This is a genomic window from Ruminiclostridium josui JCM 17888 (genome assembly GCF_000526495.1).
In the GTDB taxonomy this organism is placed as follows: domain Bacteria; phylum Bacillota; class Clostridia; order Acetivibrionales; family DSM-1351; genus Ruminiclostridium; species Ruminiclostridium josui.
Genome location: NZ_JAGE01000001.1, coordinates 473,849 through 498,124, shown reverse-complemented (window position 1 = coordinate 498,124; position 24,276 = coordinate 473,849). Strand labels below are relative to the sequence as shown.

Sequence of the window (24,276 nt, the reverse complement as noted above, 5' to 3'; positions counted from 1 at the left end):
ATTTAGGTTATTATTATTTTGTTTTAAGATATGGAGGGAATATGTTGAGGCATGACGGAAGAAGCAATACACAATTGAGGCCTGTAAGGATTCTGAGAAATTACATTAAACATGCGGAAGGGTCAGTTCTCATAGAAGTTGGGGATACAAAAGTAATATGCACGGCTTCTGTTGAGGAGAGGATTCCTCCTTTCAAAAAGGATTCAGGAGAAGGTTGGATAACTGCTGAGTATTCTATGCTTCCCAGAGCAACTGCTGTAAGGAATCAAAGAGATATTTCAAAATTAAAGCTTAATGGAAGAAGTTCTGAAATCCAGAGACTTATAGGAAGGTCACTGAGAACCATAGTTGACCTGAAACTCTTGGGTGAGAGAACTATAACCATTGACTGTGATGTAATTCAAGCCGACGGAGGAACCAGAACTGCTTCCATTACAGGAGGATATGTGGCATTGGTAGATGCGTGTAATACGCTGGCTAAAAACGGCTTGATTTCAAAAACGCCGATTATCGGAACTGTGGCTGCAACTAGTGTAGGAATTGTTAATGGTGAGGAGCTTTTAGACCTCTGTTACATTGAAGATAGCAATGCAGAGGTTGATATGAACGTTATAATGACGGATAAAGGTGAATTCATCGAAATACAGGCTACCGGTGAAAAGTCAAGCTTTAGTAAAAAACAGCTGGATAAACTTTTTAATTTAGCCGAATCTGGAATACATGAGTTGATAAAGGCTCAGAATGAGGTTTTATGGAAAGATTAATTGTTGCTACAAAAAATAAGGGAAAAATAGTTGAAATCAAGCAGGTATTATCAGGACTGCCACTTGATGTTATATCAATGAATGAAGCAGGTATTGATATTGATATAGTTGAGGATGGAGAAACTTTTGAAGAGAACTCTCTGAAAAAGGCTCTTGAAATAAGTAAAGTATCAAAAAGCATGGTGCTAGCGGATGATTCAGGATTGGAAGTTGATTATCTTGACGGAGCTCCGGGAATTTACTCTGCCAGATTTGCAGGGCCTGAAGCAAGTGATGATGATAAAAATAAAAAGTTATTGGAAATGTTAAAGGACGTACCCTTTGAGAAAAGAACTGCAAGGTTTGTATGTGCAATAGCAGTGGCATTTCCTGATGGCAGGCACTTTGTAGTTAGAGGAACATGTGAGGGGTTTATAGATTTTCAATGTAAAGGCAGTAATGGCTTTGGTTACGACCCTCTTTTCTTTGTACAGCAATTTGATAAGACTATGGCTGAAATAGATTCGGATTTGAAGAATAAAATAAGCCATCGCGCTAAGGCATTGGCATTAGTGCAGGAAAAATTACAGAAATATTTATACTAATCGTTGTAGCAGGTTTTGCTGTATGGGGGAATGTAGGTAATGAAAGTACTTGTTATGAGTGATACCCACGGGTATCTTACTAATGCAATGAAAGCAATAGAGAAAAACCCGGATGTTGAAATGATTATTCATCTGGGTGACTATTGTAGGGATGTAGCAGATCTTGAACAGCTATATCCAGATAAAAAGTTTGAGTATGTTTACGGAAATAGTGACTTTGGCGTTGGCACCGTTGAGGTGGAAAAGACTTTGGAAATTGAGGGCAGAAGAGTTTTTTTGACTCATGGTCACAAATATTCGGTAAAGTGGGATCTGGAGCGTATTATTGCCAAGGCAGAGTCAGAAAATGCGCATATTGCACTTTATGGTCATACACATATAGCGTTGATTGAGCAAGTTTCTGAATGCATGCTTTTAAATCCGGGAAGCATAAGTGAATCCAGAAGTAATTTATCGGAGTCCTATGCAATATTGGATATAACACCTGAAAAAGTAGATGCTGAGTTTTTTTATATTTAGCAAAAAGTAAGCATATAAAACATAAAAAAAAATGAAAATAAAATGTTGACAAACGATAATGTACCTTGTATAATAGTAAAAGTCAGCTGGGGGACACGTCCTAAAGGCTGAGAAAACAAGGTATTGCGGGTGTAGTTCAATGGTAGAACATCAGCCTTCCAAGCTGATTGCGTGGGTTCGATTCCCATCACCCGCTCCACTAAAAAATTAATATGTGCCCATAGCTCAGCTGGATAGAGCAACGGCCTTCTAAGCCGTAGGTCTTGGGTTCGAATCCCCATGGGCACGCCATTTTCAAAGACATTAGATTACTACAGCCCATCTGTAGCCCATCTAATGTCTTTTGTTATATATTTTTAATCTTAGTATCTATTTCTTTTCTCTTATCAAGTCTTAGATGTTGATATACAGATTTCATTGTTTTAATATCATCGCCTAATCTTTCTGCTGCATATTGGTCTGGAATTTCATTCTCATACATTACAGTTACATGATAATGTCTCAGATCGTGAAACCTAAAATTCTTTAATTTTTTATTTTGCAAATTAAGATTTTTACGGATACTTTTTTTGGTGTGAGGTTTTAATGAATTATCCAAACCAGCTTGACCAAACTTTTTGCGTATATCAAACATTTCATTATGAAACTTGATTATGTCTGAGAATCTTGAAGAATAACTGTCCGGCCTCATACTAAATAATGGTATAGGCTTTTTATTTAGCTCAATTACTTTATCAACTTCATATTCAGCTAGTCGTTCATGTTTTAGTTTCTTAAGCAATTGCATAAGGTAATCTTTTACGACTAGTGTTCTGAAACCTCGTTTAGATTTAGGGCCTTTGGACTGATAAATAAGTTTTGGTTCTTTTTTATTTATAGCTTGTTTTTCAACAGTTTGTTCATTACTTAATTTCTTTTCTTTTATATTTTTATTCTCTGAAATAGCTTTACTTTCATCTATTCTCACGGTGCCGTTAATTTCGTCTATATCATCGGTATTTAAGCAGAATATCTCACCTTCTCTAAGCCCACACCATCCCGCCAATAAAACAATAGGTTCGTCAAATGTACCTTTTACAGCGTAATGCAATAACTTAAATTCTTCATCGGTTGGAACCTGGGGGATATATTCAGCTTCTTCAGGTGGGGTGATATCTCTACATGGATTTTTTAGTTTTAATGCATCATAAAGCATTTTATTAAGAGTGTAAAAGTGTTTACGTACTGTTGTAGGAGATAGTGTTTTCAATTTAAGGTTAATATATTCTTTTACTTGAAATTCAGTAATATCTTTGAGTTTAAATCTGCCAAAGAACGGGATAAAATGTTTATCTACATACATTTTATAATTTTTTACAAAGGTAGTTGGTGAGACAAGATTTTCATTTATTTCTAGCCATTTTTTTGAGTAGATTGAAAAAAGGCAATTTTGCATATTTGAATAAGTCTTGTCAGCAATATCTTTTTCTAAATTTCGTGCAGCTTCTTTTATTTCCTTAAAGCCTTCCATAGTTATATATTCATAAAGTTTTTTAGGTTTTCCGGTCTTTGGATCTATCTCAGTACTTAAGCCAACGTAAACAGCTGCTTGGTAAGAGCCATTCTTACGTTTACGTATATATGCCATAAAAATCCTCCTTATAAACTAAATTTTACGCTTATAACTTTACCTATTATTGAAACCTGCTTAAAATCTTTTTTACTAAAAATAGCGGGGGTACATACCTGGTTCTCAGGCTTTAGCATTATATATTTATCTTCTTCAAAAAACCTATAGAACAATGGGCTACCATCAATTAAAAAAAGTCCAACGTCACCATTATTTAAACTGTGCTGAACATGGATAAATGCTAAAGATCCTAATTTCATACCAATAGCAGCCATATTATCATCTGTTACTTTAAAACAAAAATCACAATCTTCATTTGAATATTCATATGAAGCGATATTATCAGTGTTAACAATTTGCCCATTACTATTTACTGTTCTAACTAAAGGGATTTTTTTTACTTGTAAGTTATCAGAATAGTATTTATTGTCTGACCGGCCCATAAGCCAGTCAATAGTAACACCAAAATAATCAGCAGTGTAATCAATAAAAGTGAATCCTGGTTCATGAATGCCCTTTTCATATCTTGATATCATTGATTTGTTAGTTTCAAGATTATATTTTTCTTTAAGAATATCGCACAGACCTTCCTGAGTTAATTTATTTTCTGTCCTTAAGTAGAATAGTCTATCAGCAAACTTACTCATTATATAATTCTCCTTTGTTAATTAACTTATATTTATTATTATATTTAAAAGTTACAAAAATGCAACAAAAATTTATAAATAATATTAAAAAGTGGTTGACAACGAAACTTGTCGATTGTAGAATAAAATCACAAAGTTGTACAAAACGTAACTTTTTATGAAAGGGGTATTAAAATGCCAAGAAAAAAGACTGTAAAACAATACCATCCGCCATATTATAAATTTATGGCATACCTAAAGGAAAATAGGATAAAACTCAAGGATATTGCAGATATATTTGGGCATACAGTTCAAACTATAAGCATGAAAAACCATGGTAAAGCCGACTATACAATGACGGAAATAAATACTATGTGTGACCATTTTGGAATAAGCCCTGAAATTTTTCGCACCAAAAAAGTTTCGTAAACGTAACAAAATAATGTTTATGCTGATAGAAACGGTTCAAATCATAAATTGAGGTAACAGCGTGGAGGCCAGAAAGTATGAAACATGACCGGAGACTGACTGTCAAGCAAAAAGAGATATTGGAGGAACTAGGAATTAATCCTGGTCAATATTTTAGGGTTAAAGCTCTACCAAATGAGCTTTATATAGTACATAAGAAAGTTAGAAAAACTAGAATTTTAAAAAAAGGAAAGGATGGGAAATGGTATGAAAGCTACAGGTGTTGTTAGAAAAGTTGATGATTTAGGGAGGGTATGTCTTCCGGTCGAACTCAGGAGGACATTAGACATTGCGGAGAAAGATTCATTAGAAATCTTTGTTGACGAAGAAATGGTTATTTTAAAGAAGTATCAGCTGGTATGTATTTTCTGTGGAGAGGCAAAGAATGTGACGGATTACAAGGGCAAGAATATTTGTCCGGCATGTAAGAAAGATTTGAAAGAAGGGACGAATATATGATTAACAACAAGTGTGTAAATTGCAGAATGTTCATTGAAAAAAAATGTAAGGGCAAGCTAATCGTTACTAAAAGGCCATGCGAAAAATTAAAGAATTGAGCTCCCATACAGGAGCCCATGTTTACAAAACATTAAGAGAATGGACAAGATTACCTGAAGAATTATACAAACAAGCTGTATCGCCGGTATTATTCCATACAAACCAATCTTTATTCCAGTAAAAATGAAACTGTGGAGGTTTATCATCTTTTTCAGGAATAAACACATTTGTTCCTTTACCAGTCATTAAGAAGATGTATTCCCCAGGGTCAAGTGTCCAAGTAGATGAATCAATGAATGGAGGAAATGTATATGTATGAATGTGCTTTTGTTCTGGTCTCCAATCAGTTACCTGCCAATTGTCCATACTTACAGAAACATCTCCTGTGTTCTTAATAACAATATATTCATCATTAAGTTTCTCTTTAGTATCTTTTCCAACAGGGTTGTTATGAATTGCTGTGATTTTAACTTCTAAAGACATATTATCACCTCCCTCTATGGAAGATTATACCATAATATTACATGAAAGGAGAAATTAACAAATAAATATAACAAAACATATGCCAGAGAAAAGAAAAGTGATTCAACTATGCCCTGAATGCTTAAAGAAGTTAGGAGCAGCAGGGGCAACGGTACAATGTCCGAAGCATGGTAATACACCTATTTGTATGGCTCACTGCTATAACAAATGTGACTACCTCGACAAATCAATGAGCTTGGCACGCTGTACATATAACCAAAGAATAAAAAAAGAAAGGGAGGTAATTGGACATAAAAAAATCGGTTTACATTAACTTAGACCTTAATGTAAACCGACCACGAAAAGTCGCATTAAATTTAAAATTTACACTTCTATTATATACCAAATGCGACAATTCGTCAAATTAGCATAGTTAAAAAATAAATATAGAAGCCCTTTATATCACTGGTTTATGTACCAGTTTTGGGGCTTGTATGGGGTAATAACATTCCTGCGAAAGTAGGACCCTAAATATTATGTACACTATTATGCACTACAAAGGTATATAAAAATCAGAAGGAGTGTGCCGGGTGTTTATCAGAGAAAAGAAAATTGATTGCACCGACTACAGAGAAGTGGACATAATACCAAGAACAGATAATGCAGAAAGGGCAGTAAGGGGGAAAAGAAAAAAACGGGAGAAGGAAACTGAACCCAAACAAAAAGACCTCAATGATAAAAATGCAAGGCGTTATCTGGTACAACTTGGGAATGGAAACTTTAAGATAGGAGACTTACACATATCATGTACCTATGATGATAAGAATTATCCTAAAACAGTCGAAGAGGCAGAGAAAATAGTTACCAATTATATACGCCGTATCGCATACCGCCAGAGCAAACTACAACTAGAAGAACCTATGAAGTACATACTTGTAACAGAATATGAATTTGACAAAGACGGGAATACACTCACACGAATACATCATCACATTATCATGAACGGTGGAATAAAAAGAGAAGAAATAGAAGTAATGTGGACAAAGGAGCGTATTAACTGGAAAAGGTACGAAAGTGACAAGGAATATAGGGAATGGTTATACAGCAGACTTATAGGATGGGTAAATGCGGACAGATTACAAATGAATGAAAATGGCATCGAAGGACTATGCAAGTATATAACAAAAAACCCGAAGGGTAAAAAAAGGTGGTCAAGTAGCAGGAACCTTGTAAGACCCCTTCCCCGTAATCCGGCAGACCATAAATATAGTAGAGCACAGGTAGAAAAGTTGGCTAAGTCACCAGATGCAGGAAGAGAATTTTTTGAAAGAAAGTTCCCGGACTACAACATTACATCTATTAAACCAGAATACTACAAAGATACAGGATGGCATATTTACTTAAAAATGTGGAGGAAGCAACCAAAAACAGTACCAAAGCGAAAACAGAACCAAAAGAAAAAGAGTAACGGAGTAATACCAAAACGAGAGTAGAAGGAAGGGGCGAAACCATGAAAGTAAACTATTCAAATTTAGCAATGGATTTAAGGATTTCTAGGGTAGCAGCATTTAAAGAAGCAGTTGGAGAGGACACAGGGAACATTAATCTTGATACGCTTGCAATCATTATACCGAAAGCGAACAAAAATAAAATAATGGAAGCAGTAAAGATAGCTGGACTTACTGCTACTGGCCCGCATGAATACATGGGCAAAAGATATTTTATCAGTCCTCCCAAATGTGGACAAAGAAGCTCCCGGCAAAGAGCAGTTCAAGCAATGTATAGGATAATGCTTAAATGCGGATGGGAAGTAACAATACATAGTGAACCAGAGCCACAGTTGGAGAGGTGAGGTATCAATGAATAAAGTAGTATTAATGGGCCGTTTAACCAAAGACCCTGATTTAAGGTATACAAGCGGAAACACTACAGCGGTTGCAAGCTTTACATTAGCAGTAAACAGGCGTTTTGCCAAAGAAGGTCAGCAACAAGCAGATTTTATCAATGTAGTTGCATGGGACAAGTCTGCTGAGTTTTGTGGCAAATACTTTACCAAAGGTATGCAGATAGTTGTGGTAGGTAGGATTCAGAGTAGAACATGGGATGATAACGAAGGGAAAAGACATTATCTAACCGAGGTTGTGGCAGAAGAAACATATTTTGCAGAAGCCAAGAGAGACCAAAAAGGCGAAGCATATGAAGATTATCCAGAGGGTTACACACCTTTACCAGATGATGATAGAAAGACATGGAGGTAAAAAAATTATGAAAGCACAGGAATATAAAATGCCAAAACATGCCCATGAAGATGTAGAGCAAGGATATCTATTTCAATGGGCAGCACGGCAGGAATGTATTCTCCCGGAACTGTGGTTGCTGCATCATATTCCGAATGAAGGGAAACGAAGCCTTGCAGCAGGAGCAAAGCAAAAAAGACAAGGTTTGAAAGCAGGTGTACCAGACTTATGCCTTCCAGTTCCCAAAGGTCATTTTCACGGCTTATACATTGAACTTAAAGTTAACAAAAATAAAACTACTGATGATCAGGACAAATGGTTGAAGAGGTTAGGAGAACAGGGTTATTGTACACATATTTGCTATGGTTGGGAAGAGGCAGCAAAAGTGATAGAAAACTACTTAAAGTTAAAAGGAGCGTAGATTATGCAGGTAATATCAATAATGAGCTTTAAAGGTGGAGTGGCAAAAACCATAACAGCCATATGTTTGGCATATATCCTTTCAGTAGTATTTAAATTCAGAGTTTTAATAATTGACAATGATAAACAGGGCAATGCAACAAAAAGCTTCGAATTACATAGTGAAGAACGAAAAAGCATATCCGACTTACTCATAGAAAGAAACATCAATATTCATGATGTCATATTACCAACGAAATATGAAAATCTTCATTTGATACCGGCAAATATGAAATTAGTTGAGGCTAATATGAAAATGTTGCTCAATATGACCGGTAACAGGGATAAGAGACTAGCGACTGCATTAGATGAAATTCAGGATGAATATGATTTCTGCATAATAGATAATGCCCCGGATTTAAACATGTCGACACAAAATGCACTTGTGGCTACAGATGAAGTTATCATACCAGTAAAAATGGATAAATACTCCTTTGACGGAATTAATGAATTGACAGAGCAAATTGAGTTTACAAAAGAAGATTCAAACCCAAAGCTCAGAATCGGAGGCTACCTCATAACTCAGTTCTATAATTCTGAATACACCAAAAATAAGGAAGAGGAATTAAGAAACAGTTACAAATACCCTGTTTATAAAACTCGTATCAGGCGTACTCCCAAAGTAGATGAAAGTACAGATCATGATATGCCTATCTTAGAGTATTCAAGAACTTGTTCAGCATCTAGGGATTATTTAGACTTTGCAAAAGAATTATTGAGTTAAAAATGTGACCAAATTGGTCACAAATGGAGGTAGAGTAATGTCCAGATTAAGTTTGAGTAATATTCTCGCTCAGGTAAATCAGGAAAACATAGCTGAAAAAGCCGAAGAGGAATTGAAAAATACAATTTCAAACTTTAAGTACATAAGCATACATGATCTGGTACCGTCAGAGGGCAATTTCTATTCAATGGAGCAAATACAGGAATTGAAAACAACAATAGAGCTTGCTGGTCGTGTGTTGCAAAACCTTAATGTTTTTCCTCTCGGCAATGGTAAATATAGAGTTGTAGCAGGACACCGCCGCTGTATGGCATCGTGGCAATTAGTTGAAGAGGGTAAGAAGGAATTTGAAATGTTACCCTGCTGTGTAGAGGAAACGGAAGAGGATGCGAAAGCACAGGCATTGAGGGAAGAACTTCTGCTGATCCTAACAAACAGTCAAAGAGAAAAAACGGATTACGACAAAATTCAGGAAGTTGAAAGGCTAACAGCTGTACTAAAGGAATACAAGAAAAGAGAAAACATACCTGGTCGTATGCGTGAGCTTATAGCTAAAATATTAGACACATCAACAACACAGGTTCAGAGGCGGGATAGTGTATCAAAGAACCTTTCAAACGAATTCAAGCAAGAACTAAAAGAACAAAACATAAACATGTCAACTGCGATTGAACTGGCAAAATTACCACCAGAAGAACAGCAGACAGCGTATCAGGCATATACCGACAAAGGCAGCATATCTGCAGATGAGGTCAAAAGCAAGAAGACCAAGCAGAAATCACAATCCAACCCAACCCCAAACCCGTCAACAACAGTAATTACCAAAACAACAATCACGGAAGAGGTCACACAAAAAGAGCCGGAACAGTTAACACCTGACAGGTTACTTAATGTATATGTATGTAGTGCTTATAGCGGAGAAGATGAAGACTATCTTAAAGCAGTTAGGTACTGCAAGCATGTAGTTGCACAAGGGCATATTCCTTTTTCAAGTGCTGTCATGTTGCATGGGATATTAGATGGTGGGCATTACGAACGAATGCTTAACATGCTACAGGTAGGGTTTGAAATGATAAGGATTGTCGATGAAGTTTGGGTGTTTGAAGAGGATGGAGAAATTACACAGGATATGTTGCATCAGAAAGAACTTGCAAAGCAGCTAGGAAAGAAAATCTTACAGTTAGGAGGTATCTGTGAGGATGGCTGAGAGGAAATTGAGTGTGGAAGAGGTTAAAACACTAATCTTGAAAAAGCAAAAACAGCGTAAACGAATAAAGGCAATCAATAATCTAATAAAGGCGAATGAAGAGGGTAAAACCGAGTACTTTGCAAAAGGGAACTACGGAACATGGTAGTAGACAATAGCAAAATATTGCGAACTAAATAAAATCGGAGTAATACTAGTTAATTAGCACGGCCGTGCCTCCAGACGTGGAGGTTAAATTGAAAAAGATATTAATTGGCGGTAGTCCATGTACACATTGGAGTATCGCACAGAAAAATAACAGAGAAACAACAGCCGAGGGAATCGGATGGGAACTCTTTAAGAATTACCTGATAGCCAAAGAAAAGTTTCAGCCAGACTATTTCCTTTACGAAAACAACAAATCCGCAGCACAGCCCATTAAAGACCAAATAAGCATTGAATTAGGGGTGCCGCTACAGTATATAAACAGTGCTTTGGTATCCGCTCAAAACAGGCAAAGGTTTTATGCTCATAATATACAAGGCGTACCACAGCCGGAGGACAGAGGAATATTGTTAAGAGATATTCTGGAAACTGGTGAAGCGTGGAAAGAAAAATCATATACACTTGATGCAAATTATTATAAAACTGCCGGGACATATAACCCTAAAAGCCAACATTCATACTCGCGGCATATGGCTGCGGAACCCGTTGGGATAACCGCTGATGGGAAGGCATATTGCTTGACAAGCACATATTACAAAGGGCCTATGCTTGAAAATACACTTGAACGCGGGCAAAGGAGTATGATAGCTGAACCGGTTGCCGGGCGAATAGTTGGGCGAAGAATTAATGAACAAGGCCACAGGGATGATTACAATGAAAACATTGAACATATTCAGCGGTACGAAGTAAATGAAAATCCGCAAAAGACGAATGCAGTTACTACAGTTACCAAAGATAATATGATAGCCGAACCAATACGAATAGGGACTATTGGCAGCGAGGCACAATCAAATAGGATTTATTCTCCGAATGGTAAATCAGTCTCAATATGTGGTCAAGGTGGTGGAGCAGGAGCAAAAACAGGACTGTATGCTTGCCTTGTAGATAGAAACGGGAAACAACAACCGGTATATGAAGTTAGAAACGGACTTATTACAATCAAAGATAAACAGTATCCTATAAAACTTGCTGATGGCTACTACATAATACGCAAATTGACAGTAACAGAATGTTGCAGACTGCAAACTTTGCCTGATGATTATTGTAGGGCGGTGTCAAATTTACAGGCTTATAAGGGCCTCGGCAACGGCTGGACAGCAGAAGTAATTATCCATATCCTGCGACACATGAACATACCGAGGGATGAAGAAATTATAGTATTATCCATGTATGACGGTATCGCAACCGGGCGGTATTGCTTTGATAAGCTTGGTTACAGGAATATCAGGTATTATGCCTACGAAATAGACAAATACGCAATGCAAGTGGCAAACAGCAATTATCCGGCAAGTATTATACAGCGTGGTGATGCATTCCAGGTCAGGGATGAAAACTGGGCAGTGGGATAGGGAGAAGGTGAAGAATGAACACAGTATTAAAGTATCCGGGGAGTAAGTGGAGCATGGCAGACTGGATAATTTCAAACTTTCCAAAACATCATTCGTATGTTGAACCATACTTCGGTAGCGGTGCGGTTTTCTTCTCCAAGGTACCCAGCAATATAGAAACTATAAACGACTTGGACGATGATGTTATAAACCTTTTCACTTGCATTCGGGATAATGCTACGGAATTGTCCAGAGTTATAACAATGACACCATATGGCCGGAAAACATATGATATAAGTTTTGACACGGTACCTACAGAACAAGTTGAAAAAGCAAGGCAGTTTTTAATCAGGTGTTGGCAGGGACACGGATTCAGGACAAATGGTTATAAAGTTGGATGGAAGAATGATGTGCAAGGCCGTGAAAATATGTATGCGGTAAGTAACTGGTACCGATTGCCGGAATGGATTTTAAATATTGTTGATAGGCTCAAACAGGTTCAAATTGAAAACCGTTCGGCCATAGAAGTTATAAAAAGGTTCAACTTTTCAAACGTACTTATCTACGCAGACCCTCCATATTTACTTAATACCCGGACAGCAAAGCAATACAAGCATGAAATGACGGAACAGGATCATGTTGAACTACTTGAAACATTCATGCAGCACAAAGGGAAAGTTATTTTGTCCGGGTACCCAAGTGAATTATACGACAAAACTTTAAAAGGCTGGTACCAAATGAGTATTGCAGGACGTGCGGAATATTACGGTACTGACAGGAAAGAAGTTATCTGGATGAACTATGAACCACCACAGCAACAACTAAGTTTGTTAGGGGGGAGGATGTAGTGAAGGTTAGACTTGTTGATGTTGACGGGATAATGCCAATAATACCTCTGATGCAAGTATCTAAATATCACAAAAAGTTAGGTGATGATGTTGATTGGCATAATCCAATGATGGATGAAGAAGAAAAGCCTGATCTGGTTTATGCAAGCAAACTGTTTGACTTCTCGGATGACTACCTATACTTCCCGGACTGCAAAATAATTAAAGGTGGAACAGGATATGATATATACTCCAAACTACCGCCGGAGATTGAAAGAATCACCAAACTTGACTACTCTATTTATCCTAAATGTGATTATTCAATACAGTTTTTCAGCCGGGGCTGTATCAAAGAGCGGAAATGCCCTTTCTGTGTTGTAAAACGTAAAGAAGGTTTAATCCATCCAGTGGAGCCATACAAACTGAATCCAAGGGGTAAGCATATAGAGGTATTTGACAATAGCTTTTTCGGGAATCCAGAGTGGAAATCAGCAGCAGAACAACTCATAGCATGGGAACAGCCTGTAAACCTTCATGGTGTAGATGCCAGGATAATGACTGAGGAACATGCCTGGTATCTAAACAAAATGAAGCATTACAAACAAATACATATAGCGTGGGATGATCCAAGAGTTGATTTGACAGAAACGTTGCAGCAGATTACCAAATACATAAAACCATATAAATTAATGTGCTATGTGCTAATTGGGTTTTGGAGTACTCCAGAAGAAGATTTATACAGAGTAGAAAAACTAAGGGAGTTAGGAATTGACCCGTTTGTAATGCCATTTGATAAAAAGAATAAGTATCAAAAAAAGTTTGCAAGATGGGTTAATCACAAGGCTATTTTTAAAACAGTTAAGTGGCAGGATTATAGAGCAAGTTAGTTCGGAATATAGAGGTAATCCGCACAAGAAAGGGTGAAAGAAATGGTTTGTCCAAAATGTAGCAGCCCTGTGATTGAAACAGATGCAGACGAAGATTATGAGGGTAGAGAAATCAAACGGTATGAATGTATAGAATGTGATTGGTACACATGGGAGTGATAGGCCAGAGGCCGGAAAGGGTGGATTTATGAAAGACAATATGAAGAAAATAGCTTTTGGAAAACAACTTAGTTTTGAAGAAGTTAAAAGTTTAGAAAATGAAACATTCATTTGGGTTGAAAGTGTTTATCCAGTAGAAAATACATTTTTAGGAATCAAGAAGGACAATGTTATAACTGACACTAAAGGTAAAACAATATGGGCATTAGCTGCTGATTTTAGAGAGCTTTGCAAGGCTTATGAGTGGAAAGATAAATCTAAAATGAGTAGACTTTCAAGGTTATTATACAACATACAGATTTTGCAAGAGGTCGGATTGCTTGAAGAAGAATTTAATATATTTGACCAAGAAGAGCCAGACATAACTAGTATAGATGAGCTAAACGAAATAATAGAAACTGAAATGTCGTATTGGGAAGAGTAGGAGGTCTAAAATGAGAGATAAAATCCAAGTTATCGTTATATCTGTATTGGCTTCTGCAGTAACATCAATTGCGGTTTCAGCTTTATTTGAAGTTGTATTTTAGGAAAGGGTGAGGATGAATGAATAATAAAAATAAATTTGATAGACATAAACAATTATGCGAAGAACTGAACGAAGTTTACAAGGATAAAAACATAGCTTACGGTGACAGCTTCGGCAAAACATTTCAGGAACTCGGTGTGATATCAGCAGTAACCCGTATGTACGACAAATTTAATCGAATCAAGGCACTATCCACCGGGGCTGAAAACAAAGTCATGGATGAAAGCCTGAAAGACACGTTTAAAGACATGGCAAATTACTGCATTATGACGTTGATAGAGTTAGAAATACAGGAGCAGAGAGGGAGTGAGGACGTTGAGGGAGATTAAATTTAGGGCTTGGGATAAAGAATTTGGACGACTTGTTAAATGGAATGATAGAGCTTTTATAAAAATGGGAGACTATAGAGAATTAAGTGAAATCACCATGAATTATTTTAGTGACCAAAGATTTATTTTTATGCAATACACAGGCCTGCACGACAAGAACGGCAAGGAGATTTATGAGGGGGATATATTAAAAGCTCGTATCAGGTGCGGGTTCGACATGGCAAAAGGTGATTATGAGCATAAATTTAAAAATTATGTTGTTGAGTATTGGCAGAGCTTTACTCAAATAGGCTATAGGCTTCGCAATAAAAGTAGTAATTTTATGATAAAACCATCTGCATTACATACGATGCAAGTCGAAGTCATCGGCAACATACACGACAACCCCGAACTGATGAAGGAGAGTGAAGATAATGAGAAATTATAGAGGTAAAAGTCTTGGTTCTTGGGTTTATGGTGATTTAGTTAGCCGTAAAGGCAGCTTGCCACCGTACATACATTTTTATGATTCAGACGGATGCGAATACATGTGTGATATTGAAATTAATACTCTTGGCGAATCTACAGGTGAAAAAGATATAAACGGCACTACAATATATACGGGCGATATCGTTAAAAGGACATCTGGACTATTAGGAGATGAATACGATGGATTTACAGGGGTTGTGAAGTTTTTAATGGCTGCTTTTGTAATTGAAAGCCTTGATAGGAAAGACGGGACTTCATTAGGAGACGATGTTGCCGAACTTGAAGTACTGGGTAACATATACGATAACCCTGAACTACTAGAGGGGGTGGTGTGAATGAAAAAAGAAATCAGGCAGGCTGTACACCGTAAATATGACGGTCATTGTGCCTATTGTGGTAAAGAGATAGCAATAAAAGACATGCAAGTAGACCACATCGAACCTCAAAGGAATTGGGATAAGTCAAAAACCCGTGAAGAAATTAATAGCTTTGAAAATCTTAACCCATCCTGTAGAAGGTGCAACCATTACAAACGAGCAGATAATTTAGAGGCATTCAGGGAAACAATGCTGACCCTTCATAAACGAATTTCTGACATTTACATAGTAAAGGTAGCCATTGACCACGGGATTGTAAATATAAAGCCTTTTGACGGGAAGTTTTATTTTGAAAGGGTCGTGTAAAGGATGAAGAAACTGAAAATAGTCTTTAAGGATAAATCACAGATTACATACACAATAAAGGATTATGTTCCATGGGAACCGTACTTCGAGAGACATTCGAAGTCAGATATGGAAAGTGCTATATTGCAGCAGTACCCAATTAAAAATAATGAACCAGTAGTGTTAGTTTGAAAAGATAGAGTAAAGTATGAGAAAGCTAAAAAGATACATCAGAATGAAGTACAAAAGAATTAGGTTTAAAGTTTAAAGTCATAATCCACAGGAGAATTAGTCTCTGCAGGAACGAACCTATCTATAGTAATAACTATGTTAATTGTTGTAGGTGTCGGTATACACAACGCTGTTACCGGAAGTACCTAAAGAGGGTTAAGTGGATTATATAAGTCTATTACGCATCAAGTAGGTGCAGAAAGTTGAGGTATAGATATGAGTTTAATCGAAAAAATTAATGTTTTGAAAGAGAAAGAACGCCAGAAGTTATCAAAACAATTAAAAGATGCAAAAGCTAATTATGCCGACACAGGTAGAGATAGCTATTATAAGAAAATCTGTCGTATTGAAAAACAGATTGACGAAATAGATGGTTCACAGCCTGTGACGGTAGCTGAAATTAATAACATAAAAAAACTTCACGAAAAGCACATGCGAGAAATTAAAAATCGTGTAAATGAATTTATCGAAGAAGAGCCATTAAATATTGAATTTAAGCATTTTGCAAAGTGGTTAGATAATTATATTATCTATGCAGAAAAAGAAATTTATTAATTCACATAATGAATAGAAAGTGAGGTTTGAAATATGAAAAACTATGAAAATATAAAGCAAATGACCTTTGATGAAATGCTAGAGTTACTTGCTAAATCAGAAGATTTATGTGAAATATGTGCAGTTGGAAATAGCCATAGATGCAGCGGACATTGTTTTGGAACCAGAGAAGAAATAATTAAGGAATGGCTTGAAACAGACATTAAGGACTAAGACGTAATTTGAATATAATCCGCATAAAGAAGAGGACTAAGTGGTATAAGGATGGATAGGGCAACCAAGCTCCAAAAAATATATGCGACACATACAGAACAGTATAAAAGTACTTACAGAAAGTGTGGGCCGAAGTAAATGAAAGTAAAGGAAGAGGAAACGGAGGGATTAAATTGAGCCAAACTGCAACAGGAGTAAAAGAATCTACAATTGATATGAAGCAAGTATTAAAGGAAGCAGCACTTGAAGCTATAAGGGAGTACAGGAAAGAAGAAATGGAAACAACAATAAAAGCTATACAGGATAACAAACACCAGGAAGAGGGTAAGAACTACTTTAAGGAAACGGAAATCCTATTATATAATTACCCTGCATTAAAACTGAAAGTAGCACAGGATGAGGAATTTTTATATAATCCTGACGCTGAAGCAACTCCTGATAAACGGAAATCTAAAGATATAGTTAGATTTTCTTCATCGTCTAGGGGACACGGGTTAGATATAGATAGATATACTCAGGGTGTAAAATCATCAATGATGCGTACAAAACAGGAAGTGTTGCGAATAGAAAGGGCACTGGAAACTATAAAAGAAGATGCATACTACTGCATAATTGAGTATAAGTACTTTGATGAAATGAACTTTCAGGATATAGCGGAACAATTGGATAAAGATGAATCAACATGCAGAAGAAATAAAAACAGACTGATAAACAAATTAAAAATTATGTTGTTTGGAGCAGATGCGCTGAATAATTAAAATGCACATTTCGTGCCTAAATCATGCACTAGACTATCAGTTTTACATATGATAATATTTTTATAATGAAACTTAAGACTTAATAATGAGTAGTTGGCCAAGGCTAGCTACTTTTTTTGTAATTAAATGAGAAGTGGCCACGTTGAACAACACATTAAAGCAAATGCTATAGGGAAATGGTCAAATCTATTAACACAGAAAATTTACTATAGACACGAAAGCAGCCATGTAGTGTGGAATAGGGTGTGGGTTGGTAGACGAATGTTACACATCTTCTACGTGCAATAAATGTGATGGGATAATTTGACAACAAAGTATTCTTATGGTAATATTTACTAAAATAATTATTTAGGAGGTCCTTATATGAAAAGAACATTAAGGGTTTTGTCAGTTGTATGTATCTTACTCATTGCATTTTCAACAACTGCTTTTGCAGCACCTGCACCACCAGTATCAAGTGCACAATTTTACGATGCTTACATTGGCGATGATGGAAACGTGTATATCGCCGTAGAAGTAACGGGTTATGGCAGTACACGTCGTGCTACTTGGGACGGTAATACTGTTAATGATTATGATATTGAATACATAGGGTCATCACCTGTTACCGGTTTTATTTATACGTATAATTGTGGACCGGCCACAATAGGTAGCCATCCTTTTACGTTCAGTATTACATCTTCTAATTATCCATGGAATACAGTTAATCTATCAGCTACATTTACTATAAGTTAACTAAATATTTTGATTTCAAAAGGGAGATAGACGGATACTATCTCCCTTTTAGCTGTCTAAATTGTAGGGAATTTCCTGTGATGACCTTAACGGCACAGAAGCACAATTAAAAGCAGCAGTTGCTGCAGTTGGAACATCTGCCGCAGTAGTAAGAAAACATTTAGGTAAGTAATTATTAAAACATAAGAGAGCCTTTGGGCTCTTTTTTGTTGTTAAAATACTGAACAAAGGGTAAAAAGGTACTTCCGGGAAGTCAAAAAAGCCTGCGGTGCTGGCGAACCCCAAAAAAACGCTAGGTAAAAAGTTTTTTTTGGATTTCCTTCCACACGGCACTTTGTACTTTAATTTATGCAAGGGAAATTTTATGGAAATCAGGTGATGGAATATGATGAGGGTTAATGCAAAAACAATGGCAAAAATAATGGATCTTAGTGAGCGGCGTATTAATCAGCTTGTATCCGAGGGCGTGATCGGAAAGGAACCTGATGGCCAGTATAATGTTATGCAAGTCATAGTTGATTATTATAAAAATAAAAGCGGAGTTGAAGCAGGGATTAATTATGAGCAGGAACATGCTATGCTCGAAAAGATTAAAAGAGAAACTGCTGAAATTGAGCTTGCAGAACTTAAAGGTGAGGTTCATCGGGCAGAGGATGTGAAGCTTGCTCTGTGTGGAATGATTATAACCTGCAGGAACAAACTTCTTGCTATGCCTGCAATGGTAGCCAAGAAGCTTGTGAATCAAAGCAATCAAAACGTTATTATGGATATTCTGACAAAGGAAGTGAAATTCGCTCTAAACGAACTGGCCGAGTATGATGCGAAATTGTTTGTGAGGGATAATAGTGGATGATAAAACAGTAGCTTTATTTCAAGATACTTTGAAATCCTTTGCCCCGGCACCCGACATAAAAGTAAGCCAGTGGGCGGAAGAAAATCGGGTACTTAGTAAAGAATCATCCTCGGCTCCCGGTAAATGGAGAAATGACACAGCTCCATACCAAATAGAAATAATGGATGCTGTCAATGATCCTGAGATTGAAGACATTGTTGTCATGTCCTGCAGCCAGATTGGTAAGAACGAGATTATAAATAACATTATCGGATACTATGTTGACATTGATCCTTGCCCAATTCTTTTGATTGAACCTACTTTAGAGCTTGCAGAGGATTATTCGAAAAGACGGCTAGCTCCATTGATAAGGGATACAAAGGCTCTAGCAGAAAAAATATCCGATGCAAAAAGCAGGGATAGCAACAACACCATATTATCAAAGAGCTTCCCGGGAGGATTGCTTGTTCTTGTAGGTGCTAATAGTCCAAGGGGGTTGGCCTCCAAACCAATCCAAGTAGTGATTGCTGATGAAATTGACGGGTTCCCGGCCAGTGCCGGCAAGGAAGGTGACCCACTTGCATTATCGGAAAAAAGAACAATTACATTTTCTAATAGGAAAAAAATAAAGGTATCCACTCCAACTATCAAGGGAGCCTCAAGAATTGAAGAGGAGTACCTGAAAGGTACCCGGGAAAAATGGAAAAAAGAATGCCCCCACTGTGGGGCATTTGTATATATAAATATCCAAGGTGTTAAGTACCAATATGAGAAAGATGAGCATGGAAATTACACTGTATGGGACATTACTTTTCAGTGTCCATGTTGCTTTGAATCCTTTAATGAATATACTTGGGGAAATCAGCCGGGGGCATGGATTGCCGATAATCCACTGGCTAAAGGAACAAGAAGCTTTCACCTTAATGCTTTTGTTTCTCCATGGTGGACCTGGGAAGAAATAATAATTAATTATCTGCAGTCCAAACATGATGCTGATTTGTATAAAGTTTTTACAAATACAGTATTAGGTATTTCTTTTGAGGATAAGGGTGAGATAGAAACCGAGGATATTCTGCTGAAACGCCGTGAAACATATGAGGCAGATATCCCTCATGGAGTACTGATATTGACCTGCGGAGTCGATGTCCAGGGAGACCGTCTTGAATATGAAATTGTCGGCTGGGGAAAAGGAGAGGAAAGCTGGGGGATACTCAGAGGGTTTATTCTTTCGGATCCGGAGCTTGATGTAACTTGGAATAAGCTTGATGAAGTGCTGGAGAGACAGTTCAGTTTTTCAAATGACTTGTCAAGGCATATTGCCTGTACCTTTATTGATTCAGGTGGACACAGTACCTCGGCGGTATATAAGTACTGCAAGAAGAAGCAGTCACAAGGGAAATTTATATTTGCAATAAAAGGTATGGGTGGTCCCGGATATCCTTTGGTATATAAAGTTACAAGGACAAAGCCTGACAGTAGTAAAAATAAGAAAAAGGCAAAGACAGTAAACAGAGATAAAGAAAATTGTGTCCTGATTATTCTCGGTGTAGATTCCGGAAAATCAAAAATAATGTCAAGCCTGAAAATAAAGGATAAGGGAGACGGTTACTGCCATTTTCCTGATAACGATGACAAAGGCTATGATCAAGTTTACTTTAAGGGCCTTATATCTGAAAAGATTGTATATATCAAACAAAAAGGCAGGACGGTACCTCAATGGCAAAAGATAAATGAAAATGCCCGGAACGAGCCTCTTGATATGAGGAATTATGCTTATGCTGCATTAAAGCTCCTGAATGTGGACTTTAATCTACTTGAGGCAAAACATAACGAGACCTTAAATGTCCAGACAGATAAGCCTAAGAAAACAGCTACTGGAACCAAAAAGCGGAAGGCGGGCTGTGTTAAAAAGGGAATAGATATTTAATAAAAGGAGGGGTACTCAATGCCGGCTTGGACTTTAGAGGAAGCAAGGGCAAGGTTGAAGATGTGGCTTGATGCTGAAGCCGCTGTTGCTACAGGTCAGTCATATCAAATAAACGGTAGGAGGCTTGACAGAGCAAACTTGTACCAGATCAGAGAAGAAATACAGATGTGGAAAAGAGAGGTTGAGGAGCTGGAGGCCCTCCGTAAAATCAGGGGGAGGAGAAAAGCCTTCCGGATTACTCTGAGAGATTTATAAGATAGGGGGTGAACACATACTTGAATACAGTTGACAAAATAATAAATTATTTCAGTCCACATTCAGGATTAAAAAGGTCTATGGCTAGGCTTCAAGAGGATGCAGTCAGAACATTTGCTAATTCAGGATACTCGGAAAGTGGTGCAAGCCGGACTAAAAAGTCTATGAAGGGATGGACTGCAAAAAGTAAGAGCCCCCAGGAGGATATAGATAAAAATCTTGATACTTTAAGACAGCGATCCAGAGACTTATATATGTCTGCTCCACTTGCCACTTCTGCTATTAAAACCAACAGGACAAATGTTGTCGGCTCCGGATTAAAGCTAAAGGCTAGGATTGATTTTGAATACTTGGGAATAACCAGAGAGCAAGCTGATAAGTGGGAAATGAATACCGAACGGGAATTTGGACTTTGGGCAGAGTCTGTATGGTGTGATACCCTTAGGCTTAACAATTTCTATGAACTTCAGCAACTTGCATTAATGAGCTGGCTCATGAACGGTGACGGGTTTGGTTTAATAAAGCAAGATGCCCCAAGCAACTGGATGCCATATAGTTTGAGAATACATTTGATTGAGTCTGACCGTGTTTGTACTCCCAATGCTGTATATAGGGCTGCAAGCTTTTTACCGTCAAGAGTTAATGTACTTGGGGTAAATACTAACAACAAAAATCCGATTTACAACGGGGTTGAAGTTGATAAGGCTTCAGGAGCAGTTGTTGCTTATTGGGTATGTAATCAATATCCAAATAGCAATTTTAAGGGAATAACAAAAGACTGGACCCGAGTAGAAGCCTTTGGGGAGAAAACGGGAAATCCTAACATCTTGCACCTGATGGAGCAGGAACGATGTGAACAGTATAGAGGAGTTCCATATTTGGCACCGGTTATTGAGTGCCTCAAGCAAATAACTAGATATACGGAAGCGACATTAACGGCTGCGGTTGTGCAGTCGTTTTTTACTGCATTCATTAAATCTGAAGTACCCGGGGGAGATGGTCTCTTTGGTAGTACTGTACCAAGGGAGGAACAGGTCGAGGATGATTCTGACAATGAAGTAAGCTATGAACTTGGTGCAGGTACGATAAACGTTTTGAGACCTGGAGAGGATGTTGAGTTCGGGGAACCCAAACAGCCAACGGCACAATTTGATGCTTTTGTTTCTGCTATGGCTAAATACACTGGTGCAGCACTTGAAATACCGTATGAATTACTTATCAAATCATTTATGGCCAGTTATTCTGCATCAAGGGCAGCGTTACTTGAGGCATGGAAAGCTTTCAGGATGAGGAGAACATGGTTTGCTAATGATTTTTGCCAGCCGGTTTATGAATTGTGGTTATCTGAAGCAGTTGCAAGAGGGAGGATTAATGCTCCAGGCTTTTTCAATGATCCCGCAAAGAAAAAGGCTTGGTGTAAAGCTGATTGGAATGGTCCATCACCGGGGCAGATTGATCCTGTAAAAGAGGTACAGGCAGCAACTCTCAGGGTACAAGAGGGTTACTCTACTCGCGAAAGGGAGACTATAGAACTTACAGGCGGTGACTGGGACAAGAATATTGTACAAGTTGCCAGGGAAAATGAACTGAAGCAAAAAGCATTTCCGGCAAATAACCAAATGAATAAAACAAATTCTGAGGGAGCTGATACAAATGGCTAGATTTTGGAACTTTATTGTAAATACGAATGGTGAAACCAATACAGAGGATATTGAGCTGAGGATTGAAGGTGAAATCATTGACAATGATTATGCTTGGTTGTATGAATGGTTTCAGATTCCGGCAACATCACCAAATGCATTTAAAGAAGAACTCAATCAATATAAAGGCAAAAACATAACAGTGTGGATTGATAGCTATGGAGGAAGTGTGTTCGCCGCTGCCGGTATATATAACTCATTGATGGAGCATAAAAAGACAGGTGCAAAAGTTACAACAAAGGCTGACAGCAAGGTTATGAGTGCAGCAACCGTTATTTTTGCAGCGGGTGATGAACGGTTAATGTCACCGGTGGCAATACATATGATGCACAATCCACTCACTGAAGTATATGGATATGCTTCTGATTTGAGAAAAACGGCAGACGTGCTTGACGAAGTAAAGGAAACAATAATAAATGCATATCAGCTTAGTACAAAGAGGTCAAGAGCGAAGATATCACAAATGATGGATGATGAAACCTATATGAGTGCAAAGACAGCGGTAAAAGAAGGATTCGCAACCGGCATGCTTTATTCCGATGATAGTCCCGATGTTACGGAAGTCGACAATCTCCTTAATCTTAGATTCAGTCAGGTAATGGCTATACAAAATGCTGCAAATGCATCATTTAAAGAATTTTTTGAACTGAATAAAATGGATCTGGCAAACAGAAAGTCAAGTGCACAACAGGCCCAAGCTTCGCAGCAGCCTGATGCAAATAAAGAAATTAACAACAAGGGGGATGATTTCATGATTCCAAAAACAGTTGAGGAACTGAGAAATACCTGTCCTGATTTGGTCAAACAAATTGAGGATGCAGCCAGAGCTGCAGGAGCAGAGGCAGAAAGGCAAAGGATTCAGGATATTGAAAAAATATCTGCAAATATCGATCCGGAGCTGGTCGATAAGGCAAAGTTTACTGAGCCTGTGGATGCAAAGGAACTAGCATTTAAAGCACTACAGTCTGATGGTCAGAAAGGACAGCAGTACCTTGAAAATGCAAAAAAAGATGCACAGGCTTCAGGAACCGGAGAAGTACCTGCAGCTTCCGCTGAAGGTAGTGATCCGAAGCCTAAGACAACAAAAGACAAATTAATGAATATTGCGGCTAATTTTGATGCTCGTAGGAGAGGAGTGAATACATAATGGGTTATGAAGTTTTAGGATCAGTAACTTATGATAATCTCATTGCAGGAACTGAGATTGAATTATTAACAACCGGTGTTACTCTGGCTGCAGGCCAGGGAGTTGTCAAAAGAGGAACTGTTATCGGAAAAGTTTCTACTACTGGTAAAGGGAAGGTAACAGACAAGGCTAATACCGATGGGAGCCAGGTTGCAAAATATGTTGTTATTCAGGATGTGGATACAACAGATTCTGACGTTATGGCTGTTTGCTACAAGACAGGCCTGTTTAACAGGGGAGCACTCAAATTCGGGGGACTAAGCACAGCTGAAGACCACGAAGATGAGTTAAGGAATGCCGGAATATTTCTGAAAGATGAATTATAAAAGGAGATGAT

Annotated in this window: 36 protein-coding genes and 2 tRNA genes; 35 read left to right on the top strand and 3 right to left on the bottom strand. The window is 37.6% G+C overall.

Going from position 1 to position 24,276, the window contains the following annotated elements; genetic code table 11:
• Window positions 1–41 precede the first annotated feature (41 nt).
• The 5 genes from rph (at window position 42) to K412_RS0102490 (ending at window position 2,158) form a co-directional block, all read left to right on the top strand.
• Window positions 42–764, top strand: coding sequence for a ribonuclease PH (gene rph, locus K412_RS0102510; protein ID WP_024831645.1), 723 nt, complete (start codon window positions 42–44; stop codon window positions 762–764).
• Window positions 752–1,348, top strand: a complete 597-nt coding sequence (locus K412_RS0102505) for an XTP/dITP diphosphatase (RefSeq protein ID WP_024831644.1) — start codon at window positions 752–754, stop codon at window positions 1,346–1,348. The genes rph and K412_RS0102505 overlap by 13 nt, the downstream gene beginning before the upstream one ends.
• Before the next feature lie 39 nt (window positions 1,349–1,387).
• Complete coding sequence (locus K412_RS0102500; RefSeq protein ID WP_024831643.1) at window positions 1,388–1,867, top strand: metallophosphoesterase; 480 nt, start codon at window positions 1,388–1,390, stop codon at window positions 1,865–1,867.
• A gap of 125 nt (window positions 1,868–1,992) precedes the next feature.
• Window positions 1,993–2,066 (top strand) — tRNA-Gly (locus tag K412_RS0102495).
• 15 nt (window positions 2,067–2,081) lie between these two features.
• Window positions 2,082–2,158: transfer RNA gene (locus K412_RS0102490), tRNA-Arg, on the top strand.
• A 55-nt stretch (window positions 2,159–2,213) separates the two neighbouring features.
• On the opposite strand, the gene K412_RS0102485 is transcribed toward K412_RS0102490, so the two are convergent.
• Window positions 2,214–3,494, bottom strand: a complete 1,281-nt coding sequence (locus K412_RS0102485) for a tyrosine-type recombinase/integrase (protein WP_024831642.1) — start codon at window positions 3,492–3,494, stop codon at window positions 2,214–2,216.
• An 11-nt stretch (window positions 3,495–3,505) separates the two neighbouring features.
• Window positions 3,506–4,123, bottom strand: a complete 618-nt coding sequence (locus K412_RS0102480; protein WP_024831641.1) for a helix-turn-helix domain-containing protein — start codon at window positions 4,121–4,123, stop codon at window positions 3,506–3,508.
• Between the two features lie 174 nt (window positions 4,124–4,297).
• Here K412_RS0102480 and K412_RS0102475 point away from each other — a divergent pair, with 174 nt between their 5' ends.
• The 3 genes from K412_RS0102475 (at window position 4,298) to K412_RS0102465 (ending at window position 5,029) form a co-directional block, all read left to right on the top strand.
• Window positions 4,298–4,531, top strand: coding sequence for a helix-turn-helix domain-containing protein (locus K412_RS0102475; RefSeq protein WP_024831640.1), 234 nt, complete (start codon window positions 4,298–4,300; stop codon window positions 4,529–4,531).
• Between the two features lie 77 nt (window positions 4,532–4,608).
• On the top strand, window positions 4,609–4,800 hold the full coding sequence (locus K412_RS0102470; RefSeq protein ID WP_024831639.1) for a DUF6906 family protein: 192 nt from the start codon (window positions 4,609–4,611) through the stop codon (window positions 4,798–4,800).
• Window positions 4,778–5,029 carry an AbrB/MazE/SpoVT family DNA-binding domain-containing protein gene (locus K412_RS0102465; RefSeq protein ID WP_024831638.1) on the top strand — a complete coding sequence of 84 codons (252 nt, stop codon included), beginning with the start codon at window positions 4,778–4,780 and terminating at the stop codon, window positions 5,027–5,029. The genes K412_RS0102470 and K412_RS0102465 overlap by 23 nt, the downstream gene beginning before the upstream one ends.
• 120 nt (window positions 5,030–5,149) lie before the next feature.
• On the opposite strand, the gene K412_RS0102460 is transcribed toward K412_RS0102465, so the two are convergent.
• The gene (locus K412_RS0102460) at window positions 5,150–5,551 is read right to left on the bottom strand and encodes a lamin tail domain-containing protein (protein ID WP_024831637.1); all 402 of its coding nucleotides are present in this window, start codon (window positions 5,549–5,551) and stop codon (window positions 5,150–5,152) included.
• Between the two features lie 569 nt (window positions 5,552–6,120).
• On the opposite strand from K412_RS0102460, the gene K412_RS0102450 reads away from it, so the two are divergent.
• From K412_RS0102450 to K412_RS0102315, 27 genes are all read left to right on the top strand, one after another.
• Window positions 6,121–7,023 (top strand): hypothetical protein, encoded by a 903-nt coding sequence (locus K412_RS0102450; protein ID WP_242835503.1) that lies wholly within the window; start codon window positions 6,121–6,123, stop codon window positions 7,021–7,023.
• Between the two features lie 17 nt (window positions 7,024–7,040).
• Window positions 7,041–7,382: a hypothetical protein gene (locus K412_RS0102445; protein WP_024831634.1), complete on the top strand. Its 342-nt coding sequence runs from the start codon at window positions 7,041–7,043 to the stop codon at window positions 7,380–7,382.
• Between the two features lie 7 nt (window positions 7,383–7,389).
• A complete protein-coding gene (locus tag K412_RS0102440) occupies window positions 7,390–7,788 on the top strand; it encodes a single-stranded DNA-binding protein (protein WP_024831633.1) in 399 nt (132 codons plus the stop codon).
• 7 nt (window positions 7,789–7,795) lie between these two features.
• The gene (locus K412_RS0102435) at window positions 7,796–8,188 is read left to right on the top strand and encodes a VRR-NUC domain-containing protein (RefSeq protein ID WP_024831632.1); all 393 of its coding nucleotides are present in this window, start codon (window positions 7,796–7,798) and stop codon (window positions 8,186–8,188) included.
• A 3-nt stretch (window positions 8,189–8,191) separates the two neighbouring features.
• Window positions 8,192–8,950 (top strand): ParA family protein, encoded by a 759-nt coding sequence (locus K412_RS0102430; protein ID WP_024831631.1) that lies wholly within the window; start codon window positions 8,192–8,194, stop codon window positions 8,948–8,950.
• Window positions 8,951–8,987: 37 nt separating this feature from the next.
• Window positions 8,988–10,157, top strand: coding sequence for a ParB/RepB/Spo0J family partition protein (locus K412_RS21295; protein WP_024831630.1), 1,170 nt, complete (start codon window positions 8,988–8,990; stop codon window positions 10,155–10,157).
• Window positions 10,150–10,305 carry a hypothetical protein gene (locus K412_RS22460; RefSeq protein ID WP_173585584.1) on the top strand — a complete coding sequence of 52 codons (156 nt, stop codon included), beginning with the start codon at window positions 10,150–10,152 and terminating at the stop codon, window positions 10,303–10,305. The genes K412_RS21295 and K412_RS22460 overlap by 8 nt, the downstream gene beginning before the upstream one ends.
• An 88-nt stretch (window positions 10,306–10,393) precedes the next feature.
• The gene (locus K412_RS0102415) at window positions 10,394–11,710 is read left to right on the top strand and encodes a DNA cytosine methyltransferase (protein WP_024831629.1); all 1,317 of its coding nucleotides are present in this window, start codon (window positions 10,394–10,396) and stop codon (window positions 11,708–11,710) included.
• 14 nt (window positions 11,711–11,724) lie between these two features.
• Window positions 11,725–12,537 carry a DNA adenine methylase gene (locus K412_RS0102410; RefSeq protein WP_024831628.1) on the top strand — a complete coding sequence of 271 codons (813 nt, stop codon included), beginning with the start codon at window positions 11,725–11,727 and terminating at the stop codon, window positions 12,535–12,537.
• Window positions 12,537–13,403, top strand: coding sequence for a hypothetical protein (locus K412_RS0102405; RefSeq protein WP_024831627.1), 867 nt, complete (start codon window positions 12,537–12,539; stop codon window positions 13,401–13,403). Before K412_RS0102410 ends, K412_RS0102405 begins: the two co-directional genes overlap by 1 nt.
• A gap of 187 nt (window positions 13,404–13,590) precedes the next feature.
• Window positions 13,591–13,986, top strand: coding sequence for a hypothetical protein (locus tag K412_RS0102400; RefSeq protein ID WP_157833807.1), 396 nt, complete (start codon window positions 13,591–13,593; stop codon window positions 13,984–13,986).
• A 119-nt stretch (window positions 13,987–14,105) separates the two neighbouring features.
• Window positions 14,106–14,417 (top strand): nucleotide modification associated domain-containing protein, encoded by a 312-nt coding sequence (locus K412_RS0102390; RefSeq protein WP_024831625.1) that lies wholly within the window; start codon window positions 14,106–14,108, stop codon window positions 14,415–14,417.
• Complete coding sequence (locus K412_RS21290; protein ID WP_024831624.1) at window positions 14,404–14,844, top strand: YopX family protein; 441 nt, start codon at window positions 14,404–14,406, stop codon at window positions 14,842–14,844. Before K412_RS0102390 ends, K412_RS21290 begins: the two co-directional genes overlap by 14 nt.
• The gene (locus K412_RS20315) at window positions 14,831–15,220 is read left to right on the top strand and encodes a YopX family protein (RefSeq protein ID WP_024831623.1); all 390 of its coding nucleotides are present in this window, start codon (window positions 14,831–14,833) and stop codon (window positions 15,218–15,220) included. Before K412_RS21290 ends, K412_RS20315 begins: the two co-directional genes overlap by 14 nt.
• Window positions 15,221–15,568: an HNH endonuclease gene (locus tag K412_RS0102375; RefSeq protein ID WP_024831622.1), complete on the top strand. Its 348-nt coding sequence runs from the start codon at window positions 15,221–15,223 to the stop codon at window positions 15,566–15,568.
• A gap of 3 nt (window positions 15,569–15,571) precedes the next feature.
• Complete coding sequence (locus K412_RS22455) at window positions 15,572–15,739, top strand: hypothetical protein (RefSeq protein ID WP_173585585.1); 168 nt, start codon at window positions 15,572–15,574, stop codon at window positions 15,737–15,739.
• A gap of 255 nt (window positions 15,740–15,994) precedes the next feature.
• Window positions 15,995–16,333, top strand: a complete 339-nt coding sequence (locus K412_RS0102365; protein WP_024831621.1) for a hypothetical protein — start codon at window positions 15,995–15,997, stop codon at window positions 16,331–16,333.
• 33 nt (window positions 16,334–16,366) lie between these two features.
• Window positions 16,367–16,546, top strand: coding sequence for a hypothetical protein (locus K412_RS0102360; protein WP_024831620.1), 180 nt, complete (start codon window positions 16,367–16,369; stop codon window positions 16,544–16,546).
• 173 nt (window positions 16,547–16,719) lie between these two features.
• The gene (locus tag K412_RS0102355; protein ID WP_024831619.1) at window positions 16,720–17,304 is read left to right on the top strand and encodes a sigma-70 RNA polymerase sigma factor region 4 domain-containing protein; all 585 of its coding nucleotides are present in this window, start codon (window positions 16,720–16,722) and stop codon (window positions 17,302–17,304) included.
• A 363-nt stretch (window positions 17,305–17,667) separates the two neighbouring features.
• Window positions 17,668–18,039, top strand: a complete 372-nt coding sequence (locus tag K412_RS0102350; protein ID WP_024831618.1) for a DUF4879 domain-containing protein — start codon at window positions 17,668–17,670, stop codon at window positions 18,037–18,039.
• A 70-nt stretch (window positions 18,040–18,109) separates the two neighbouring features.
• Window positions 18,110–18,211: a DUF3606 domain-containing protein gene (locus tag K412_RS23030; RefSeq protein WP_081741795.1), complete on the top strand. Its 102-nt coding sequence runs from the start codon at window positions 18,110–18,112 to the stop codon at window positions 18,209–18,211.
• Window positions 18,212–18,424: 213 nt separating this feature from the next.
• Window positions 18,425–18,892: a hypothetical protein gene (locus tag K412_RS0102340; RefSeq protein ID WP_024831616.1), complete on the top strand. Its 468-nt coding sequence runs from the start codon at window positions 18,425–18,427 to the stop codon at window positions 18,890–18,892.
• A complete protein-coding gene (locus tag K412_RS0102335) occupies window positions 18,885–20,798 on the top strand; it encodes a phage terminase large subunit family protein (RefSeq protein WP_024831615.1) in 1,914 nt (637 codons plus the stop codon). The genes K412_RS0102340 and K412_RS0102335 overlap by 8 nt, the downstream gene beginning before the upstream one ends.
• 18 nt (window positions 20,799–20,816) lie before the next feature.
• Window positions 20,817–21,053: a DUF6148 family protein gene (locus tag K412_RS0102330; RefSeq protein ID WP_024831614.1), complete on the top strand. Its 237-nt coding sequence runs from the start codon at window positions 20,817–20,819 to the stop codon at window positions 21,051–21,053.
• Between the two features lie 20 nt (window positions 21,054–21,073).
• On the top strand, window positions 21,074–22,714 hold the full coding sequence (locus K412_RS0102325; protein ID WP_024831613.1) for a phage portal protein: 1,641 nt from the start codon (window positions 21,074–21,076) through the stop codon (window positions 22,712–22,714).
• The gene (locus K412_RS21635; RefSeq protein WP_024831612.1) at window positions 22,707–23,900 is read left to right on the top strand and encodes a head maturation protease, ClpP-related; all 1,194 of its coding nucleotides are present in this window, start codon (window positions 22,707–22,709) and stop codon (window positions 23,898–23,900) included. The genes K412_RS0102325 and K412_RS21635 overlap by 8 nt, the downstream gene beginning before the upstream one ends.
• The gene (locus K412_RS0102315; protein ID WP_024831611.1) at window positions 23,900–24,265 is read left to right on the top strand and encodes a head decoration protein; all 366 of its coding nucleotides are present in this window, start codon (window positions 23,900–23,902) and stop codon (window positions 24,263–24,265) included. Before K412_RS21635 ends, K412_RS0102315 begins: the two co-directional genes overlap by 1 nt.
• Window positions 24,266–24,276 lie beyond the last annotated feature (11 nt).

Excerpts from the sequence above, each read along its gene's own strand:
- K412_RS0102480 (WP_024831641.1), bottom strand. The coding sequence starts at position 4,123 with ATGAGTAAGTTTGCTGATAGACTATTCTACTTAAGGACAGAAAATAAA.
- K412_RS0102500 (WP_024831643.1), top strand. The coding sequence starts at position 1,388 with ATGAAAGTACTTGTTATGAGTGATACCCACGGGTATCTTACTAATGCA.
- K412_RS0102470 (WP_024831639.1), top strand. The coding sequence starts at position 4,609 with ATGAAACATGACCGGAGACTGACTGTCAAGCAAAAAGAGATATTGGAG.
- K412_RS0102390 (WP_024831625.1), top strand. The coding sequence starts at position 14,106 with ATGAATAATAAAAATAAATTTGATAGACATAAACAATTATGCGAAGAA.
- K412_RS0102340 (WP_024831616.1), top strand. The coding sequence starts at position 18,425 with ATGATGAGGGTTAATGCAAAAACAATGGCAAAAATAATGGATCTTAGT.
- K412_RS0102440 (WP_024831633.1), top strand. The coding sequence starts at position 7,390 with ATGAATAAAGTAGTATTAATGGGCCGTTTAACCAAAGACCCTGATTTA.
- rph (WP_024831645.1), top strand. The coding sequence starts at position 42 with ATGTTGAGGCATGACGGAAGAAGCAATACACAATTGAGGCCTGTAAGG.
- K412_RS0102505 (WP_024831644.1), top strand. The coding sequence starts at position 752 with ATGGAAAGATTAATTGTTGCTACAAAAAATAAGGGAAAAATAGTTGAA.
- K412_RS0102375 (WP_024831622.1), top strand. The coding sequence starts at position 15,221 with ATGAAAAAAGAAATCAGGCAGGCTGTACACCGTAAATATGACGGTCAT.
- K412_RS0102350 (WP_024831618.1), top strand. The coding sequence starts at position 17,668 with ATGAAAAGAACATTAAGGGTTTTGTCAGTTGTATGTATCTTACTCATT.
- K412_RS0102430 (WP_024831631.1), top strand. The coding sequence starts at position 8,192 with ATGCAGGTAATATCAATAATGAGCTTTAAAGGTGGAGTGGCAAAAACC.
- K412_RS0102475 (WP_024831640.1), top strand. The coding sequence starts at position 4,298 with ATGCCAAGAAAAAAGACTGTAAAACAATACCATCCGCCATATTATAAA.
- K412_RS22460 (WP_173585584.1), top strand. The coding sequence starts at position 10,150 with ATGGCTGAGAGGAAATTGAGTGTGGAAGAGGTTAAAACACTAATCTTG.
- K412_RS20315 (WP_024831623.1), top strand. The coding sequence starts at position 14,831 with ATGAGAAATTATAGAGGTAAAAGTCTTGGTTCTTGGGTTTATGGTGAT.
- K412_RS0102465 (WP_024831638.1), top strand. The coding sequence starts at position 4,778 with ATGAAAGCTACAGGTGTTGTTAGAAAAGTTGATGATTTAGGGAGGGTA.
- K412_RS21295 (WP_024831630.1), top strand. The coding sequence starts at position 8,988 with ATGTCCAGATTAAGTTTGAGTAATATTCTCGCTCAGGTAAATCAGGAA.
- K412_RS21635 (WP_024831612.1), top strand. The coding sequence starts at position 22,707 with ATGGCTAGATTTTGGAACTTTATTGTAAATACGAATGGTGAAACCAAT.
- K412_RS0102485 (WP_024831642.1), bottom strand. The coding sequence starts at position 3,494 with ATGGCATATATACGTAAACGTAAGAATGGCTCTTACCAAGCAGCTGTT.
- K412_RS0102435 (WP_024831632.1), top strand. The coding sequence starts at position 7,796 with ATGAAAGCACAGGAATATAAAATGCCAAAACATGCCCATGAAGATGTA.
- K412_RS0102460 (WP_024831637.1), bottom strand. The coding sequence starts at position 5,551 with ATGTCTTTAGAAGTTAAAATCACAGCAATTCATAACAACCCTGTTGGA.
- K412_RS0102365 (WP_024831621.1), top strand. The coding sequence starts at position 15,995 with ATGAGTTTAATCGAAAAAATTAATGTTTTGAAAGAGAAAGAACGCCAG.
- K412_RS22455 (WP_173585585.1), top strand. The coding sequence starts at position 15,572 with ATGAAGAAACTGAAAATAGTCTTTAAGGATAAATCACAGATTACATAC.
- K412_RS0102315 (WP_024831611.1), top strand. The coding sequence starts at position 23,900 with ATGGGTTATGAAGTTTTAGGATCAGTAACTTATGATAATCTCATTGCA.
- K412_RS0102360 (WP_024831620.1), top strand. The coding sequence starts at position 16,367 with ATGAAAAACTATGAAAATATAAAGCAAATGACCTTTGATGAAATGCTA.
- K412_RS0102400 (WP_157833807.1), top strand. The coding sequence starts at position 13,591 with ATGAAAGACAATATGAAGAAAATAGCTTTTGGAAAACAACTTAGTTTT.
- K412_RS0102330 (WP_024831614.1), top strand. The coding sequence starts at position 20,817 with ATGCCGGCTTGGACTTTAGAGGAAGCAAGGGCAAGGTTGAAGATGTGG.
- K412_RS0102410 (WP_024831628.1), top strand. The coding sequence starts at position 11,725 with ATGAACACAGTATTAAAGTATCCGGGGAGTAAGTGGAGCATGGCAGAC.
- K412_RS0102445 (WP_024831634.1), top strand. The coding sequence starts at position 7,041 with ATGAAAGTAAACTATTCAAATTTAGCAATGGATTTAAGGATTTCTAGG.